The organism is Telluribacter sp., from assembly GCF_035998675.1.
GTDB lineage: Bacteria > Bacteroidota > Bacteroidia > Cytophagales > Spirosomataceae > Telluribacter.
In genome coordinates this window covers 96,801-114,712 of sequence record NZ_DASYHI010000010.1, presented here as the reverse complement: position 1 = coordinate 114,712, position 17,912 = coordinate 96,801, and the positions used below count along the sequence as shown (strand labels likewise).

The 17,912-nt window shown below is 48.6% G+C and carries 13 protein-coding genes and 1 rRNA gene; 8 read left to right on the top strand and 6 right to left on the bottom strand.

Annotated features, from left to right (window positions below):
* The first annotated feature begins 21 nt into the window (after positions 1-21).
* From rrf to VGN67_RS04650, 3 genes are all read left to right on the top strand, one after another.
* A 5S ribosomal RNA gene (gene rrf, locus VGN67_RS04660) occupies positions 22-132 on the top strand.
* Positions 133-476: 344 nt separating this feature from the next.
* Positions 477-986 carry a PAS domain S-box protein gene (locus tag VGN67_RS04655; RefSeq protein WP_327485610.1) on the top strand — a complete coding sequence of 170 codons (510 nt, stop codon included), beginning with the start codon at positions 477-479 and terminating at the stop codon, positions 984-986.
* A gap of 27 nt (positions 987-1,013) precedes the next feature.
* Complete coding sequence (locus VGN67_RS04650; protein ID WP_327485609.1) at positions 1,014-1,331, top strand: GNAT family N-acetyltransferase; 318 nt, start codon at positions 1,014-1,016, stop codon at positions 1,329-1,331.
* A 14-nt stretch (positions 1,332-1,345) separates the two neighbouring features.
* Here VGN67_RS04650 and VGN67_RS04645 read toward each other — a convergent pair whose 3' ends face one another.
* The 6 genes from VGN67_RS04645 to VGN67_RS04620 all read right to left on the bottom strand — a co-directional run bounded on the left by VGN67_RS04645 (position 1,346) and on the right by VGN67_RS04620 (position 12,953).
* The gene (locus VGN67_RS04645; RefSeq protein ID WP_327485608.1) at positions 1,346-1,927 is read right to left on the bottom strand and encodes a pseudouridine synthase; all 582 of its coding nucleotides are present in this window, start codon (positions 1,925-1,927) and stop codon (positions 1,346-1,348) included.
* A 76-nt stretch (positions 1,928-2,003) separates the two neighbouring features.
* On the bottom strand, positions 2,004-2,771 hold the full coding sequence (locus VGN67_RS04640) for an exodeoxyribonuclease III (protein ID WP_327485607.1): 768 nt from the start codon (positions 2,769-2,771) through the stop codon (positions 2,004-2,006).
* Positions 2,772-2,869: 98 nt separating this feature from the next.
* Positions 2,870-4,090: a nucleoside permease gene (locus tag VGN67_RS04635; protein WP_327485606.1), complete on the bottom strand. Its 1,221-nt coding sequence runs from the start codon at positions 4,088-4,090 to the stop codon at positions 2,870-2,872.
* Between the two features lie 123 nt (positions 4,091-4,213).
* Positions 4,214-5,431: a DUF2264 domain-containing protein gene (locus tag VGN67_RS04630; RefSeq protein ID WP_327485605.1), complete on the bottom strand. Its 1,218-nt coding sequence runs from the start codon at positions 5,429-5,431 to the stop codon at positions 4,214-4,216.
* Between the two features lie 285 nt (positions 5,432-5,716).
* Positions 5,717-9,628, bottom strand: coding sequence for a PAS domain S-box protein (locus VGN67_RS04625; RefSeq protein ID WP_327485604.1), 3,912 nt, complete (start codon positions 9,626-9,628; stop codon positions 5,717-5,719).
* 118 nt (positions 9,629-9,746) lie between these two features.
* On the bottom strand, positions 9,747-12,953 hold the full coding sequence (locus VGN67_RS04620) for a PAS domain S-box protein (RefSeq protein ID WP_327485603.1): 3,207 nt from the start codon (positions 12,951-12,953) through the stop codon (positions 9,747-9,749).
* A 405-nt stretch (positions 12,954-13,358) separates the two neighbouring features.
* Between VGN67_RS04620 and VGN67_RS04615 the strand changes: the two genes are divergently transcribed.
* The 5 genes from VGN67_RS04615 (at position 13,359) to VGN67_RS04595 (ending at position 17,906) form a co-directional block, all read left to right on the top strand.
* The gene (locus VGN67_RS04615) at positions 13,359-14,291 is read left to right on the top strand and encodes a sugar phosphate isomerase/epimerase (RefSeq protein ID WP_327485602.1); all 933 of its coding nucleotides are present in this window, start codon (positions 13,359-13,361) and stop codon (positions 14,289-14,291) included.
* Between the two features lie 27 nt (positions 14,292-14,318).
* On the top strand, positions 14,319-15,311 hold the full coding sequence (locus VGN67_RS04610; protein WP_327485601.1) for a ligand-binding sensor domain-containing protein: 993 nt from the start codon (positions 14,319-14,321) through the stop codon (positions 15,309-15,311).
* 174 nt (positions 15,312-15,485) lie between these two features.
* Positions 15,486-16,232 carry a DUF1080 domain-containing protein gene (locus tag VGN67_RS04605; RefSeq protein ID WP_327485600.1) on the top strand — a complete coding sequence of 249 codons (747 nt, stop codon included), beginning with the start codon at positions 15,486-15,488 and terminating at the stop codon, positions 16,230-16,232.
* 235 nt (positions 16,233-16,467) lie between these two features.
* Positions 16,468-16,635 (top strand): hypothetical protein, encoded by a 168-nt coding sequence (locus VGN67_RS04600; RefSeq protein WP_327485599.1) that lies wholly within the window; start codon positions 16,468-16,470, stop codon positions 16,633-16,635.
* A gap of 347 nt (positions 16,636-16,982) precedes the next feature.
* Positions 16,983-17,906 (top strand): hypothetical protein, encoded by a 924-nt coding sequence (locus VGN67_RS04595; RefSeq protein ID WP_327485598.1) that lies wholly within the window; start codon positions 16,983-16,985, stop codon positions 17,904-17,906.
* Positions 17,907-17,912 lie beyond the last annotated feature (6 nt).

Here is a 17,912-nt window from a genome sequence, read left to right as displayed (position 1 = left end):
AGTACATACACCCCCAGGCCTGATGGTGGCTATGGGGCGGGTGATCACCTCTTCCCATCCCGAACAGAGAAGTTAAGCCCCGCACCGCCGATGATACTGGTTAACAGCCGGTAAAGTAGGTAGCCGCCACCTCTTCACCACTAAGCCCCGCCAATAATGCGGGGCTTTTGCTGGTTTTAAGGCGCTAGAACTCTCTGCCAGCTCTTCACAGCCTGTTAGTAGTACTTACACCTGTTTTACTACGCTCATTCTTCAATTAGTATTCTCCTAAAGCTTCTGTCTTTGAGCTTTTTCCTAATTGGCATCAGGTAATATTCCGATCTTTCTCAACGAGTTATCCCTAAATTCAATTAAAATAAAATTTGTTTAATCTATCTTTAACAAAATAGTTGGACGTTGTGTTGCTGAACATAAAAGAGCTAGTTAAATACGCCAACCACCTCGTTATTGATTTACCCATAAACAACTTTTAACCTATGCTGAATCTTACATCCAAAACCAACTGTGATACTTATAAAAGTCTTAGCTTCCCAACGCCTTTGCTGCTTGGGCTGGAGTTTTTTACAAAACCCTCCCGATTGAATGAATTGGAGGAGCTGGAGGCGCTACATGAGGAAAAAGCATGGGATTTCGACCTCAGTCTGACAGAGTCTTACCTGCGGGAAAAGTCAAAAGCTGTGGTGGTTACCGATACTTCACAGCAGATTATCTGGACAAGTACGGGTTTTACCCGAATGACCGGGTATACTTTTTGTGAAGTGTATAATAAAAAGCCCTCTTTTCTTCAGGGAGAACAGACCCAGTCTGAGGTGAGAGGAAAAATAAAAGAGTGCCTGACGCGGGGACACGACTTTAAAGGAAGTATATTTAACTACCGTAAGTCAGGACAGCTTTACTCATGTGAGGTTCATATAATGCCCATTTACAATGGTAATCAGGAACTGGTTAACTTTATAGCCCTCGAGGAAGAAAGAAAGGGTGCCTAATTCAATTAAAATTGTACAAAAATGTCTATGTCAAATAGCCCAGAAATTGTTCATGAGCCTGATAACAACCAGTTTGTTATTCATACAGATTTTGGAGAGGCGGTTCAGATGTATGAGTGGGAAGATGGCGCTATGGCCATAATGCATACAGAAGTACCCGTTGAACTTGAGGGTCAGGGGTTAGGTACTGCTCTGGCGAAATATACACTAGAATATATTGAGGAGCAGGGGCTGAAGATAAAGCCTTACTGCCTGTTTATGGAGGAATACATAGAGGCGCACGCTCCTCAGTATAAGCATCTCATTGCTGATGACTTTGACCCGGACGCCAAAATTAACGAATAATTAACCCAGGGTACTTAAAGAATTTTTTTTAAGAGCTCCTTACCATCTACTTCTCTGACTTCCCCGGGCTGCATGGTACCTAACAAGGTACTGCTAATAGCCCACCGTACCAACCGAAGTGTAGGGAATCCTACCGCAGCGGTCATACGACGCACCTGGCGGTTTTTTCCTTCATATAACGAAATAGATACCCAGGAGGTGGGTATATTCTGCCGGAATCGGATGGGCGGAGTCCGGACGGGCAGGTTAGGTTCATCAATGGCTACTGCCCGGGCGGGCAAGGTCTGGTAGCTTTTCCCGTTGATCGAAATAGGTATTCCTTTTGACAGTTTCTCACAGGCTTCGTCGGTAATAAGTCCCTCCACCTGCACATAGTAGGTGCGGTAGTGGCGGTGGCGTGGTTCGAGCAGCCGGGTTTTTAACTGGTTGTCGTTGGTTAGTAGTAGCAGACCTTCGCTATCAGCATCCAGTCGTCCCACGGGATATACATCCCTCGGGAACGAGAACTCCAGATCGGCCAGGGAGCGGATGTCACCTTCCCGGCTGAATTGCGACAGCATACCAAAAGGCTTATATAGGAGAAAGTACCTGAACAACTGTTGGACGTTTAATTTGAATTATCCTTTACTACACAACTTCTACCACCGGAAGGAAATGCATGCTCTCTTTCTTTTAGTCCGCTATTTCCAGCCATACCGGACAGTGATCGGAATGAACAGCATCGCAGATTTGGCGGCAGCCAAGCAGTCGGTGGCGCAGGGTATCCGTTACTGACTGGTAGTCGATTCGCCAGCCTTTGTTATTGGCGCGGGCACCGGCCCGGTAGCTCCACCAGCTATACTCCGTTAGCTCAGGATTAAGGTGACGGAACGAGTCCGTAAAGCCACTCCCAAACCACCTGGTCATCCAATCCCGCTCTTCAGGCAGAAAGCCCGTTGTATTCTTGTTCCGCACGGGGTCATGAATGTCATTGGGCGTATGGGCAATATTGTAATCTCCGCAAATGATAAGGTTGGGCCGGGTCTGTCGAAGGTTATGCGCGTACTCGAAGAAATCGTCCAAGAAACGCATTTTTAGGTCCTGCCGTACTTCTCCGCTGGTACCCGAAGGGAAGTAGCAGTTCAGGACGGAGAGGTCGCCGTAGTCGGCGCGAAGTACCCGACCTTCGCAGTCATAGATGGACAGCCCACACCCATCCACCGTGAGGTCGGGGGTAGGACGGGAGAGAATAGCTACCCCACTATACCCTTTTTTTTCGGCCGCGTGCCAGCCCCGCACCTGGTACCCCAGGGCTTCAAAGCCTGACAGGTCTACCTGATCCATGGTAGCCTTTACTTCCTGAAAACAAAGTACATCGTAAGGTTTGTCGCTGAGCCAGTCGAGCAGACCGTTTTTAATGGCAGCACGAATGCCATTTACGTTATAGGAGAGGATTTGCATAAAGCGTATTTATTAGAGCCGTAAAGGTACATAATAAATAGAAAAGCCTCCCGAAGCTTGGTGTCTCGGGAGGCTTACCATTGTTTTATATTCCAGATTTAAACCATTACCGGTTCGCTTTCTTTGACCGAGGGAGCCTGGGTCTTATTGTCTTTAAAGAACAGGATGAACAGAAGCAGTACCACTACCGCAATGGCCGCCGGTACCATCCATATTGCCGTCCAGTCTTTTATGCCGTCACGGGTATAGTAGTCGGCCGTAACGCCAGATAGCCACGAGCCAATACCCATCCCGATGCCGTAGGTTGCCAGCGTAATGAGTCCCTGAGCCGAAGATTTAATTTTTTCTCCCGCCTTATTGTCGGTATAAATCTGGCCGGTTACGAAGAAGAAATCATAGCAGACACCGTGCAGAATGATAGCCAGATAAAACATCCACTCACCGGAACCACCATCGCCGTAGCCGAAGAAGATAAAGCGTGCGATCCAGGCGAAAAGCCCCACCACCAGCATCCACTTAACACCAAGCCGGGTGTAAGCCAACGGAATCAGGAGCATGAAAATTACTTCGGAGGCTTGTCCCAAAGACATTTTGTTTTCTACATTGGCCATGCCCGAGTCCGTCAGGGACGGGTTTGCCATGGCATAGTAAAAGGAAAGCGGAATACAAATCAGGACCGAAGAAATGAAGAAAATGGTAAAAGAGCGGTCCTTAAAAAGCCGGAAGGCATCCAGTCCGGCAATATCGGCAAAAGTAGTACCTTCCGAAGGATTGGGAGGAGTATTGGGCAGGAAAAAGGAAAAGATTCCCAGCACCGCCGCCGAGTACATAGAAATTTCGAAAATAGCAACCTTATCGCCCAAGGCATAATAACCTACAATGTTGGACACTATAATCCAGGCCACCGTACCCATTACCCGAATGGCCGGAAACTCCTTTTCCGAGCTCTTCATCTGCTGCATGGCGATGGAGCTTATAAGTGCCAGGGTAGGAGCAAAGGTCAAGCAGTAGGTCAGGATCATCCAGAAAAATGTGTCGACATCCCTGGTCTGAATAAGGAAGTAGAGTACTGCGGCCCCGGCCAGGTTCAGAATGCCCAGTACCTTTTGGGCGGCAAAGTACCGGTCAGCTATCATCCCGACAAAGAAGGGGGCGATCAGCATGGCTATGGAGAAGGCAGCGTAAGCATTGCCCACCTGAACGCCCGTGGCGCCCAACTGCGTGAACATGTATTTACTCATCTGGCCGTACCACGCTCCCCACACAAAAAACTGGAGAAACATCATGACCATTAACTGGATACGAACACTGGTTTTCATAAAGTAGTGGTATAAGAAGGGATGTTAGTTTCAGTAACGATTAAAGTACGTCTGGTAATATTATTTACAATAAACTATAAAGGCCGGAGCGGATAGGGTATACCGTTTGGTGCATCAGGTACTTTAAATAGCGTGGTCGGCGGGGAGGTCAGCTCCACTCCATATTTTACGTGATGTCCAGTCGGCCGCTGGTGCCGCCCAGAACTCGTGCGAGGCAGGCAAGCCCAGTGGTAACAGTACCTCGGCGCACAGGTACAGGCTACCGGTAGAAATATACCGCTCACCCAAAGCCGGCTGGTGGCCGTACATCCCAATCTGCAGCCAGCCTTTGGCATCAAAGGTACCTGGTGCCTCAGTGGTTTTTTTGATTACCGCCGTGAGGGCGCTGCGTACCTGAGCCGACGAAACGCCTTCGGGCAGCTGCCCTACCAGCGCCATATTGGCCAGGTGCTGAAAGGCACCGGCGCGGTAGGCAATGGAGCGGCCAATGATCGGGAAGGTACCTTCGGGCGAGATCAGACGCTCCTGAATGGCCGCGTAACGAACCGCTCTTTTGGTAACGTTGTCAAAAATGGTCTGGTACGTTTTATCAAGCGGCGCAATGACCGTCAGAATGTCGAATAGAAAAGGTTGAATTACGTAGCTGTTGTAGTAGTCCCAGTGGAAATTGGGGCCGTCGCCGTACATACCGTCGCCCAGGTACCATTGCTCGTGTTGCCGAATGGCGTAGTCCAGCCGCATCTTGTCATAATCATAGCCAAATTTGGCAAAAAAAGCTTCAATCATCCCACTGAACAGGAGCCAGTTGTTGAAGCCGGGCCTAATGGCGCGACTGCTCAGGAAGGCCTTAACCACGTTGGATTTTACAGTATCCGGCAGGCTGTTCCAGAGAGCAGGAGCCCGGATAAGTCCATGTGCCAGAAAGGCGGCATCTACCAGGGGTTGCCCCCCTTTATTAAAGTTCATGAAATCCTTCGCCGCCGGGTTGGTAGCATTGGCAAGGGCTTGTTGCGCCAGGCTGAAGTAGGTACTATGGAGTTTTTTTTCTTCACTATCGGCTAGGGCAGTCAGGTTAAGCCAGGGGCCAATGCCCGCCATTAACCGCCCCAGAGCCTCCAGGTGAGTATATTGGGGCCGATCCTGAGTTTTGCCTTCCACGGGCATGTTAGCCCTGAGGGTATCCTTAGCCAGATTTTCCAGGACGGGTCCGGCCAGTTTGTCCAGATGCGCCAGCCAGAACGTACGATCGGTAGTGGCCTGCGGTGAGGAAAAGGAATCAAGGGTACCCGCGCCGAGCAGGCTGCTGGTACCGAGGGTTTTGAGAAATAGCCGTCTAAGCATAAAAATAAATCAGTTGTAGGACAAATATGCCTCTTAGCGGGCATAATTTCAAGTAAACTTTCAGTGACTCCAGGAATGTCTGTTCAATTGAAGCTGTTTCAGAAAGAAAGTTAATTCTTGAATAATTCTAACTGAAACTGATTTTTAAAGCTAAGGGAAGAATTTCAAATAATCGGAAAATTCTGATAGTAATCCGGGAGCTAAGTCATCCCCGGACTACTAACTTTTTGGCCGGAACAAGTCTTTAAGTACCCAAACCCGGTTGGTTTAAAAAAACGAATGGGGTCAATCGGCGGGTAGGAGTACTTTAAAAGTAGCTCCCTTACCAACGGAGCTTTCGGCCCAAATCTTCCCGCCGTTTTTCAAAACTACTTTCCGGGCCAGCGCCAGGCCAATCCCCGTCCCTGAATAGGCATCCTTGTTGTGCAACCGCTGGAACATGAGGAATATCTTGTTGGCATAGTCGGGTTCAAAGCCAATGCCGTTATCCTTTACGGTTATTTCGTAGTAGTGTTTACTGGTATCCAGGTCCGGCTGTTCCACTATCAATTGGCGGGGCAAGGCCCGGCCGGTAACGGAAATAACGGGTGGTACCTCAGGTTTGGAGAATTTCAGGGCGTTATTCACCAGGTTATAAAAGAGCTGGTGCATTTGCCGGGGTACCGCCCGAATGGCAGGCATAGATTCAACGGTAACGGTAGCTTTCTTTTCAGCTATGACCAGTTCCAGGTCCGCTTGTACCGTAGCCAGTACCTCTTCCAGGTTTACTGTTGCGGGCTGCTCCTCCTTGTTAAGGCTGGCAAAGTTCAGTACATCGCTCAGGGCGGTACTCATACGCTGGGCCGCGGCAGTGATTCTTTCCAGCCGTTGTTGGGAGGTTTCGGTAAACTTATTCTGGCGGTCAGACCTTACCATTTCGGTAAATATCTGGATTTTTCTTAACGGCTCCTGTAGATCATGGTGGGAAACGTACGTAAACTGTTCCAGCTCGGCGTTGATGCGCCGGAGGTTATTGTTGGCTTCCAGTAGTTCACGGGTGCGCTCTTCCACCCGGTTTTCCAGCAGTTCGGCCGTTGTTTTATGTTCCTGAATATCGGTGGTGGTACCGTACCATTTTTCAACCGCCCCGTTTTCATTTTTGAGCGGTATACCCCGGGTCAAAAACCAGCGGTAAGCGCCATCATGTCTGCGAATGCGATGCTCTACCTCATAACTGATTCCGCCGTTGATCGCTTCCTGCCAGGTTTTTTCGGTTCTATGCGAATCATCCGGGTGCAGAATCCGTAACCAGCCTTTTCCAATCAGCTGGCTCAGGGATAAGCCCGTATAGTCAAGGTAAACCTGGTTAAAGAAGTCGGCGGTGCCGTCCGCGAGGGTATGCCATACCATCTGTGGCATGAAGTCCAGCACAAACTCAAGCTCACTATTTTGCTCCTCCATTTTCTTCCGGGCCTTTACCTGTTCGGTTACCTCATTGGCTACTACCATTACGCCGGTTATGATTCCATCCACTTCCCGCAACGGATCATAGACAAAATTGAGATAGGTAGTTTCCAGTGTACCGTTCCGGAGCAGCATTACGGGGCGTTCGTTGGCAATGAACGATTCGCCGGTTGTGTAAACTTGCTGTAATAACTCCTCCAGACCCTGATTCCGGATTTCGGGACTCCCTTCGAATATAGGTATTTCCAAGACCTGCTCAGCCGTTTTGCCCCAGATTTCCAATATCCGTTTATTGGCTATTTCAACCACCAGGGAAGGGCCCCTTAGAATACACATGGCAACCGGAGATTGCAAAATCATATTCCGCAGGGTACGTTCACTTTCTACTGCAGCCTCTTCCAGTTTTTTGCGTTGAGTAATATCAATCATAGAGCCAAGCATCCGGAAGGGCTTGCCGTCTTCGTTATGCAAGGCGTAGCCCCGGTCAAATACAATTGCATAGCTGCCATCCGCTTTCCGGAAACGGTATTCCGATGACCATTGCTTACCGCCTGTATCAATTACATCGTGAATATCCTTCATTACCCGCTCCTTATCTTCCGGATGAAGCCTGTTATACCACGACTCAATACCAGGTTCTATGTCTTCCTGTTTGTATAAAAACAAGGTCTTAAAGCCTTCATTCCACCAGATTTCATCGGTAATCAGGTTCCAGTCCCAAATGGCGTCCTGGGTAGCTTTGGCCACCAGTTCAAAGCGCTCATTAGTCTCATTAATAGCTTTTTCAGCCTTTTTACGTTCGGTAATACCCCGGGCAATGGCAAAAAGATGGGGCTTGCCGTCCAGCGTTAGTCCGCCCATGTTAACCTCTACCGGATAAATATGGCCATCCTTGCGTTTATGCAAGGTTTCAAACTGGGGAATGGTTTCTTTTTGTGCTTGGGCAAACACGGCATTAAAAGCTTCATCCTGAAAGATAGGGTCCACATCCGGTACGCGTAAGTCTTTTGCTTCTTCTTGGGTGTATCCCCAGGCTTCGAGTGCTTTTACGTTGAGGTAGGCAAATGTGCCGTCTGCACGCATCAGGATAAAAGGGTCCTCGGCGTGATCGGCCATGTATTTAAACTGCTTTAACTCCTCTTCACTTTCCTTTATTTTTCTTTTTGCCAGTACCTGTCCGGTCACATCTGTGGCCAGTACCAGTACTCCGGTAATGGTGTCGTCCTCCCGGTAGGGATGGTAGGTAAAGTTAAAGTACACGGTTCGCCTTTGTCCGTTGGCTTCTTCAAACTCAGCGGGCATTTCATAGCCATGGAAAGCTTCACCAGTATGATATACTTTCTGTAAAAGGTCCAGAAATCCCTGCCCTTTCATTTCGGGCAGTATTTCAAGAAACGTTTTTCCCAGGGAGCTTTCATCAACTTTCCACAAATCGAACAAAGCTTTATTGGCTATTTCCAGGGTCATATCCATCCCTTTAAAAATTAAAATAGGATTGGGGGCCTGATCAATAATGCTCCGAAGTTTATTCTCACTTTCTCTGATACTCCTTTCCAGTTCTTTCTGCTCGGTGATATCCCTTGTAATCGCAAACATATAAGGTTCGCCATTATAAACCATATGGCCCATATTTATCTCAATCGGGAAAACAAAGGCCTCTTTACTGCGGTAAAAGGTTTCGAACCGAATCTGCTTTTTTTCCTGTACCTGGTCAAAAGTGGTTGGGAAGGTGGCCGCATTCTGGGTAGGGAAAAAGTCAGGTACCCGAAGCTGCCCGATTTCGGCTTCGGTATAACCTAAGGCAGAAATAGCCTTTTGGTTGAGGTAGGCAAAGGAACCATCCCGCCGGATTAGGAAGAAAGAGTTCTGAGCATGGTCAGCCATGTACTTGAACCGCTTTAGCTCTTCTTCGTTTTCCCGGGCTTTCTGCCGGGTCAGGACCTGTTCGGTTACATCGTGACCTACCGCAAACACGCCGGTCGCTACCGAGTCAGTTGGGCACTCCTGGGAATAATAAGGCTTGTAAATAAAGTTTAAGTACCGTATTTCCTCCTTACCGTTGCGGAGCAGAACAATGGGGGATTCATTGGCGTGGAAAGGTTCGCCCGTAGTCCGGACCTGATCCAGCAGGCTTTTGAATCCCTGTTCTTCCAGTTCGGGAATGGCCCGTAGCAGAGGTTTACCTACTACCTCTCTGGTCCGGTCCCATATCTCAAGGAGTTCGTCATTGGCCAGTTCAATCACGTAATCATCGCCGCTTACGATTCCAATGATGACGGGCGCCTGCATAAAAAGCTGATAGGATTTTTCGATTTCCCTGATAGCGGTTTCTCTCCTTTCTGCTTTTATCTGCTCGGTTATCTCCGTTGCCGAATGAATAATATAAAGTACCCGGCCCTGGGCGTCAAGCACCGGTTTGTTACTGGCATACCAGTACCGTTCCGAAAATGTGCCGTCTGGGTTAGGGATATCATAGCGCTGCACCGGTAGTTGGTGCGGTAGTTTGTGAGAAATAATGTATTGAAAGGAAGCCCTCATATTACGCTCCCCCGTAAAGTCCGGATCGTCGGGACTTTTGGGAAACATTTCAAAAAGTCCCTTGCCTACCAGGTCCTCTCTTTTTACGCCGGTTAACTGAACATACTCGTCGGTTACAGCCAGAATGGTGAAACGGGAGGAGTCTGCCTGCAAAAGTGCACTTATACCCGGCATTGCTTCAAAAGCCGCCTTAAAATCAACAGTAGGCTCAATCACAGATTCAGATGTTTCATAGTTCAAAAAGAAAGCGAAGTTACGGAATATCCTTCCTTTTTAACCTGCCAAAGTTTTAATAAGTAGAGGTTTAGGAGGGGTGAAAATAATAGTTGAATAGTTAATTGGCCGGAAGAAAAACCGTAAACGTAGCTCCCTGGTCGGGTTCACTTTGCGCAGTTATGTAACCATTGTGGTTTTTTACTACCTTTCTCACAATAGATAGTCCCACGCCTGAACCCTTATAATGGGTGTTTCCGTGTAGTCTTTTGAATACATCAAAAATTATTTCAGCATCTTTTTGTTCAAAACCAATTCCTTTGTCGCTCACTGAAATAACATGAAAATAGGTGTTCGACTCGGTAGCAGATAGCTGAAGTCCGGTTTCTTTACCCAAAAGTTTACGGTAATGTACCTGTACAAGCGGCATAACCTCCGGACGGCTGTATTTGAGGGCATTGCCAATGAGGTTTTGCATCAACTGACGCAGCTGGCGCTCGTCCCCTTTTATAACCGGCAGCTGCTGAATATCAAGTACTGCGTTTTTTTCGGTGATCGTAACCTCCATATCACTGGTTACCTCTTCTACGATCTGGTTCAGGTCGGTCTCCTGGAAGAAAGTAGTACCCTGGGTAGCGTTGGAGTAGTCCAGCAGGTTATTGATGAGGGAGCGCATTCGCCCGGCGGTAGCCAATACCCGTCCCATAATTTGGGTATTTCGTTCGTCGAGGGAGGTACCCAGGTTGGACTGCAGCAGATCCAGAAAGAAAATAATCTTCCGCAGCGGCTCCTGAAGGTCATGGGAAGCGGCGTAGGCAAACTGTTTCAACTGCTCATTGACTACTCTTAGCTCTTCGGTACGCCGTCCTACCAGCTGTTCAAGCTCCTCGGCACTTCGGCGCAGAGCTTGTTCGGCCTCTATTTCCAGACTGATATCCCGTACCTCAATAACCGTAGCAACCGGCACACCATTCTCAAAAATAGGGCTGGCAGCGCAGCTCACCGGAAAGGAGGTGCCGTCCTTTCTGAAAAACAAATCACGGTGAGCCCGCACATCAAAATTCTCGGGCAGGGCCCGGTCGATCGGACACTCCTGCATTGGATAAAAGGAGCCGTCCGGGCGATGGTGGTGAATGAGGTAGTGGAGGGGTTTTTCCCTTATCTCCACCTGGCTATACCCAAACAGTTTCTCGCCGGCCGCATTCATAAACGTACAATGTCCCGTTTTGTCCATCATGAACAGGGTAGCGGTAGCATTATCCGTAGTTGTTTTAAAGAGCAGGTTTTGGTAGGCAATGGCTTCCTGGTTACGTTTTTCTTCGGTAATATCCCTTTGTACGCATACTAACATGGTTTTATTCCCGATTTGGATTGCCGTAATATGGGAATAAGTAAAGAAAGCAGTACCATCTTTTCGCTTGTTGTGCCATTCTCCGTTCCAGAATCCCCGCTCTTTCAGCTGGCCAAGTACTTCCGCTACTTTTTGTTGATTTTCATTTTCTTCATAATAATTCTGCACGGTTACGTGCTTTCCAATCAACTCGCCAGGGCTATATCCAAATATACGGTCCTCGGCGTTATTCGTGAACAGGATATAGCCATTTTCATCGGATACCGATACGCCTTCGTCCATACTTTCCAGCACGGTGGCCTGTAGCTCCAGGGATTCCTGTAACTCTTTAAAATCATGAATATCGGTGCAGGTACCTACCCACCGCACTACCTTATCTCCTTCTTTGATAGGCTCAGCCCGCGTAATATGCCAACGGTATTCGCCATCCCGACGGCGGTACCGTAGCTCTACCTCATAGGGGGTGCCGTGTTCGAGGCAGTAGGCCCACTGCTCAAAAATTTCCTCTCCGGCCTTCGGGGCCAGCGTATTGGCCCAGCCGTTACCTAATGCTTCTTCTACGGCTTGTCCGGTGTACTCATACCAGCGGGTGTTCAGGTAGTCGACCTCACCGTCTGGCCGGGCGGTCCAGGCCATCTGGGGCAGGGATTCCAGCAAGGTTTGCTGCCGGTACTCCTGCTTTTTTCGATCAGTAATATCCCGGTAGTACCAGGCCCAGCCATAGTTGACGCCATTTTCTGCCACAATGGGAGTCCCACGCCGCTCGAGAACCCGGCCATCTTTGAATAAGAATTCCTCGCAGCTATTGAGCCTTTCATTGGAAGAATATAATTTACTGGTACTAGCCAGGTATTCCTGCGGGTCTACCAATAGGTTTACTGCGTAACGCAGGGCAGCTTCTCTATCCTTCTTATCCAGCATCTGCTGGGGAATATTCCAGATTTCAGCAAAGCGCTTGTTGTGCAGCAGTATTTCACCTTTGGCATCTACAAGGAGCACACCATCGGGTGTAGCCTGGTTTTGGGCTTCCAGTACTGCCGTACGGAAACTCAGGGTATTTTCAGCTTCTTTTTTCTCCGTAACGTCAATCAGAATACCTGCCATGCTGCTGGTTTTTTTTTCCTGATTGAACTGAATGGCTCCCCTTCCAATGGCCCACCTGACTTTTTTCTGAGCGTCAAGTACCCTGTACTCGGCTTCAAAGTCGGCCCCGGTTTCCAGGCTGCGGCTGAGCCGCCCCCTTACCAATTCCTGATCGTCGGGATGGATGGACTCAATGAATGTTTCGGCCGGTAAACCTTCGGAAATAGTCTGTTCATTAATTCCAAACATGCTTGCCAGGGCCGCTCCGGTATACACTTTATTCTGATCTATATCCCAATGCCAGGGGGTTACTTTTCCGGCTTCGAGAGCAGCCTGAAGTTGGGTCTGTGCTTTGTCCAGTTCATACTGAATGCTAAACTGTTGCAGACTGCTGAACCTTAGTTCAATCTCATGCATGACCAGCCGGGCAAAATGAACCAGGAGCCGTTTGTCTTCTCCGGAAAAGGTGCGGGGCACGGTGTCGACAATACAGGCCGTACCAATAGGGAGGCCCTCTTTGGTAATGAGAGGCGCCCCGGCATAGAACCTGATTCCGCCTTCGGTAGCCACAAAAGGATTTTCCTGAAAACAAGCCTCGCCGGAGGCATCTTCGATAATAAGGGGTTCGGTTCCTAAAATAGTCAGGGAGCACAGGCTATCTTTCCTGTCTACCATATTTCGGCCAAAAGGCCCAAACTGCGATTTATAGTATACGATTTCTTTATCTACCAGAGAAATAAAGGCAAGAGGGGCCCGAAACACCTGGGCCATCATCTGGGTAATGGTATCAAACGATTCTTCGGCCGGCGTGTATAAAATCTCATATTTATGTAACGCTTCTAACCGCTCGGCATCATTTAAAGGGATGATGTCTTTACTTAAAGCTTCAAGCATAAATTCACTGATTTTAAATAATGTGAGTATGGATTAGGGTTTGAATATAGTTAAGTCCATTTTATATTCAACGTGTCAGGAGCAAATTGCTCAACCCAATGCCGCGAGACCCAGATACATCTATCATTATAGGTGCCAATACTATTTGGTCAACTAAATAGCAGGTACTTGGTTTCGTGTTTTTTACTTCTTTGCCTCTTTTGTAAAAAATGGGGTTCCTACTGAGGCCCAACGGAAAGTACTACCTTTATCAGTAACAATCGTGCCAGCCGGTTAGTAGTACTACCAATAGGCTCAATTGAGAGGCCGCAGGAATTACTACCATAAGCAAAAACTTGCTCCAATTGCCACATAAGTATCTTGCGGGCCAACGACGCTTTTATGGAAAGCTACTAATTCAAAACCATGAATCGTCGAAGTTTTACCCGGATGGCCCTGCAAACCACCGCACTGGCGGGGGTAGCTTCCGCACTTGGAAGCTTTACCCGGGCCAGGTCCTCAGTGCGGCTGGGCGGCCCCGTTTTTGACAAGTACCAAAGTCCCGACGAGTGGATAGCGGCCCTGAAAAAGCAGGGATACCGGGCGGCTTACTGTCCGGTGAAGGTAGGTACCCCGGCCGCTGACATCAGGGCCTACGAGCAGGCCGCCCGGCAGGCCGATATTGTAATCTCCGAAGTAGGGGCCTGGAGCAACCCCATCAGCCCGGACCCCAAAATGGCCCGGGAGGCCTTTAAGAAATGCGTGGATTCGCTGGCGCTGGCGGAGGACATCGGGGCCAACTGCTGCGTGAACATCAGTGGTTCTAAAAATTCTGTTCACTGGGCCGGGCCGCATCCGAACAATCTTAGCCAGGGTACCTTTGATGAAATAGTGGAAGTAACCCGCAAAATCCTGAACGAAGTACAACCCACCCGTACCTACTTCGCCCTGGAACCCATGCCCTGGACCTACCCCGACTCCGCCGATTCGTACCTGCGGCTGATTAAAGCCATCAACCACAGGCGCTTCGGTGTACACATGGACCCCATGAACCTGGTAGTAAGTCCCCGGTCTTTTTATGGCAACGAGGAGCTGATCAGGGAGTGTTTCAAAAAACTGGGTCCCCACATCCGGAGCTGCCACGGGAAAGACATTATCCTGAAAGAAGATACCTACACGCCCCAGTTGTTTGAATGCCGGCCCGGCCTGGGTAGTCTTGACTACGGCGCATTCCTGACCGAACTGAGTAAACTACCCAATATCCCCCTGATGATGGAGCACCTGACTACCGCCGAAGAGTACCAGCTGGCGGCTACCTATATTCGTACGGTGGGAGAAAAACAGGGTATAACCCTCTGAGGGGCTGGTAATATAAAGAACAGCTAAATGAAACACGTTTCCGTATTTATTTTATTCCTGATGTTTGTTTTTTGCAACCTCTGTACTGCACAAAACAAGAAAGAACTGCCAAGTTCAACTACATTGCAGGAAACCAAAGGCGTAATCACTTCCTACGGGCCCAGCACTTCTGTTCGGACGATCACGCAGGATAAAAAGGGCAACCTTTGGCTTGCTTCAAACGAAGGTATTGTTCGGTACGATGGGAAGTCATTTACCAATATCACAGGTGATAGAAGTACAAACCGCTTTTTTTCTGTTCTGGAAGATAGAAAAGGAAATTTCTGGTTCGGTAATCATGGTTCAGGTGTTTATTATTACGATCCCAAACGGGCAGTTGGGAAATCCCTTCAGCATTTTACAACCTCGCAGGGGCTTGTTGACAATGGGGTTGTGTGTATTTATGAAGATCGAACCGGCAATATCTGGTTCGGCACTAGGGGTGGAGCAAGCCGTTACGATGGAAAATCCTTTCAAAATTTTACAACTAAAGACGGATTGCCCGATAATTCGATTAATTCTATTATTGAAGACAAAACAGGGAAATTGTGGTTTGGCACAAGTGGAAATACGGGCATTTATGACGGAAAAACATTTGCCATTTTAACCGCAAACGGTACTTTTAGTAATGTTTGGTCGATAATCGAAGATAAAACAGGTAATATTTGGCTCGGTGGCGGGAATGGCCTCCGGCGGTATAATGGCAGTACCTCTACCACTTACACGGAGAATTTTGTGGGGTACGTCTACGAAGATAAAAAGGGCAACATTTGGACTAGTGGAAGAAATGATAATGGAGTATGGGTCCTTTCCCGTTATGATGAAAAGTCAATGTCTACTAACAAGCCAATTGTAATTGAAATAACACACTCATTAAACCTTTTTGGAATGTTAGAAGCCAATGATGGAAGTATTTGGTTTGGCTCATTCGATGGCGTGTACCGTTATGATGGAACCACCATTACCGACTTTAAAAAGTAAAGATAGAAAGCCTATTAAATCATGCCATCAGAGTTGATGATTAAATAGTAAGTAGTTTTGCCGACACGCCTTAGATGCGAATGTTAACTAATAAATAAAAATATACCTGTTCCTAACAATTATATCCTGATGAAAATACAAAAACTAAAAGCCGTAACGCTTGCCACAACTTGTATGATAGTAGCTGCAGGTACCTGGATGCAGGTGGTGGCCCAGAAAAATATTGGTGTCGGAGCCAAGCCGGTAAATGGCGCCGAGGTGTACTTTGACGGCTCCCGCAAAATGCTCGATGAAAAATGGACCTACTGGGACGGGCCGCGCCTGTCGGCTACGTTACCCATAAAATGGACCGTAGTGCAGGACCCCACCGGTAAGGGCATGGCCCTGAACAGCAATGATCCCGCCGGAGCCGGTGGCAAGTACGGTGCCGCCGACATAGTTACCAAAGAAAAATTCCGGGACTTCCGGGCGCACGTGGAGTTTTATATTACCAAGCCCGGCGGCAACAGCGGCGTGTACCTGCAGAACCGCTACGAGATTCAGGTACTCGACGGCGACACTACCTCGCACGGGATGGCGGCGGTCATCAACGAATCTCCTTCGCCTTACCATGCTTACAACGGAGTGGGTAAGTGGAACTCCTACGATATAGTGTTTCGGGCGGCCCGCTTCGAAAACGGCAAACGTACCGAAAAAGCCATGGTCACCATGTACTTCAACGGAAAAAAGGTACACGACAACCAGCTTATCAATCAGGTGTGGGGCGGTCCCAACTCGGGTATGGACGGTGGCAACGAAGGCGGCAAAGGGATCACCGACGCCCCCGGCGGGCTGAAACTACAGGCCGAAGGCCACGATGTACTGTACCGGAATATCTGGATTCAGAAACTCGACCTGAAAGAGGCAAAGACCAGTTTTTAATTTTTTTCAGTCCTACCCAAAGCCCCGCCCCGGCGGGGCTTTTATTTTTTGTCCGGTTCTTCTAAATTAGCTGACGAAAGCCCGGGCCCGGTATTATTTTTATGGTACAACAGGAGGCCCGACGGAAGCCGGTTTAGTACCAGTGCAGGGTGGAATTCTCTATATAAAGTACTTCTTCTTGTGTTAGACTAATCCGGAAAGCTGAACCGAACGACTTAACCAAAAACAGACGATCATGATCAAGATAAATAACGAAGATGAGTACGAAAAGGCCTCCGAGCGGGCCGATGAAATCTATAACGCCAAACCGGGTACTCCCGAAAAAAAAGAACTGGAGGCACTGCTGAAAGCCATTAAGCAGTACGAAGATGATTTTATCCGGATGCTGAAAGAAAATGGCTAAGCGTACCGGGCCCGGTACCCCTTAGATTAAGAAATTATTAATATTTCCCCCTTCCTCCCGGACAGCTCCACGTCCTACACCAACCTCCTGGTTACTGGCACCAACTCGATACCTCCGACTCGGAGTGTTACAATTAAAAGACGTTAGGTACCTTATTCCAATGTCCCTTTTATGATTACCTCGCTTTGAACGCGAATTGAGTTGCACCGTTACCCGCCGCTAAGCCAGGAAAGTTAGATTTTTAAGTAGAAAAACGGAGTTTTATCGTTTAGTTACAATAATCGGGGCGGTAGGCAAGTGTCTGGAAGTTAACAAATAAGGAATTAGCACCAAATGCCGTCAAAGTTGTGAAATGTTTTCTAAGTGGAATCCGGGTAGTTCCGGCGGTCGTAGCGGGCTTTCTGTTGTCTGTTTGGGTAGAGGTACCTGCGGTGGCGCAGCCTGCCGGAGCGGTGGGGGCTCCAACGTACCGGGGTATTTATCTGGATGAATTTACTACCATACTTGGTAACAGCCCTCGCGAAGACTCGGTACTACAGTGGTGCGTGGGAAACGGATTTAATGCCATCAGCCTCTATGACCTCCATAAGGTAATGGTCCGAAAAACCGGGCAGGACAGCCTGGCGCGGTTTATCCGGAAAGCCCGCGTGGACTACGGTATTTCGCAGGTAGCGGCCGTGCGTGGCATATCCCGGGACTTTGTCCAGATGGTACAGTACGACAGCTCGCGTACGGAGCCCATGGAGCGTTTTACGGCTTATAATCTTGAGAATGAATGGTGGAACAATGGAAGTGAGTGTAACTTTGACTGCTATGCGCGCATCCTGGAACTGATGCAGCAGAAAGCCCGGCGGGGCAGTCCACCCCGGATCAGGGAGGCTTATATCGGGTGGTTTATAAATCCGGCCCGGCAGGAGGCGAAGCAGGCGGGTACCCTGGTCAGAATGCTCGACCGGATTTTGGTACATGCTTACCGTAAAGTACCGGAGTTTGAGTACCTGAGGGAGCGCTTTACCTACCTGGGAAAGGAGGCTCAAAAGCAAAACCGAACGCTGGATGTCATAGTACTGTTTAGTGCCGAGCCCGAATTTATGGCTGATTACTACCAGGTGAAGGGGAAAAACCGTACGTTTGAAGAGGCATACCGGGATATGGTAAGCCAGTTTGAAAAGGCAGACTTTGAGGGGAAGCGCAATATTCGACTGATTGGCTACCAGCTCTTTGCGTATTCGTTTGCCCGGACGGCCCGACCCCGGATTGTTGCCCGTTAATAGAAT